Origin of the sequence: Thalassovita taeanensis, assembly GCF_900110775.1 — a bacterium.
Lineage (GTDB): Bacteria > Pseudomonadota > Alphaproteobacteria > Rhodobacterales > Rhodobacteraceae > Litorimicrobium > Litorimicrobium taeanense.
In genome coordinates this window covers 1-1,221 of record NZ_FOEP01000037.1, presented here as the reverse complement: position 1 = coordinate 1,221, position 1,221 = coordinate 1, and the positions used below count along the sequence as shown (strand labels likewise).

Below are 1,221 nucleotides of genomic sequence, written 5' to 3'. Positions count from 1 at the left end.
TGACCTGAGCCCCTAAAACTCCTCCAAATTTGTGTAGAGTCCGCCCAACAAAAGGACGGACAAATGAAGGCACGATTTACGGATGAACAGATCATTGCGATGATCAAGGAACAGGAATCTGGTGAGAAGACCGCAGACGTGTGTCGGCGTCACGGGATCAGCTCAGCGACGTTCTATAAATACAAATCGAAGTATAGTGGCATGGAACCATCGGATGCGAAGCGGTTGCGGGCATTAGAAGATGAGAACGGCAAGCTGAAGAAGCTTTTGGCAGAACAGATGTTGGACAACGCGATGTTGCGAGACATCAATTCAAAAAAGTGGTGACGCCCGTTGGAAAGCGGAAAGCTGTGAAGCATCTGATGGAGCAACATCAGGTCAGTCAGCGGCGGGCGTGTGATGTGCTGCATGTCGATCGGTCTACGGTCCGGTATCTGTCGCGCCGAGGTGATGATGCCGAACTACGGGATGCCATCAAACGCGTATCACGTGAACGGCGACGGTTTGGTTGTCGGCGTGTCCATGTGATGATCGCGCGGGAAGGCTTTGCTGTAAACCACAAGAAGGTGAGGCGTATCTATACCGAAGAGAAGCTTCAGGTGCGCCGCAGGGGTGGCAGAAAGCGTGCTTTGGGCACCAGGAAGCCGATGGTGTTACCTGATGGTCCGAACCAGCGCTGGTCGCTGGACTTTGTATCTGATGCGCTGACAGACGGACGTCGCTTCCGCATTCTGGCCGTCGTGGATGATTACAGCCGAGAGAACCTGGTACTGGTCGCAGATACATCGCTTTCAGGGCACCGTGTGGTGCGAGAACTGGATCGCATCATAGCTGAGCGCGGTGCCCCGATGACAATAGTTTCGGACAATGGGACCGAGCTCACCAGCATGGCGATCCTCAAATGGGTTCAAGATACAGGCATCGATTGGCATTACATTGCACCCGGAAAACCTCAACAAAACGGCTTCATCGAAAGCTTCAACGGCAAGCTACGTGATGAATGCCTCAATGAAACGCTGTTCGGCACATTGGCCGAGGCTCGCAAAACGCTCGAAGAATGGCAGGAGGACTACAACTGGCGCAGACCCCATTCAGCCTTAGGCAACCTGACGCCAATGGAATTTTTGCAGAGAAAGGCGATGGACAAGATGGCGGCCTAACGACAAAGATTTAACCCTAAGGACTCCGCGCAGAGCTGGGGGAAGCTTGGGGCTCAGGTCA

General features: G+C 53.6%; 1 protein-coding gene. It reads left to right on the top strand.

Going from position 1 to position 1,221, the window contains the following annotated elements:
* Positions 1–63: 63 nt before the first annotated feature.
* A protein-coding gene (locus tag BSF79_RS19385) for an IS3 family transposase (protein WP_425443251.1) occupies positions 64–1,160 on the top strand; the annotation gives its coding sequence in 2 pieces (ribosomal slippage) (positions 64–310 and positions 310–1,160; 1,098 coding nt in all).
* The last annotated feature ends 61 nt before the right edge of the window (positions 1,161–1,221 follow it).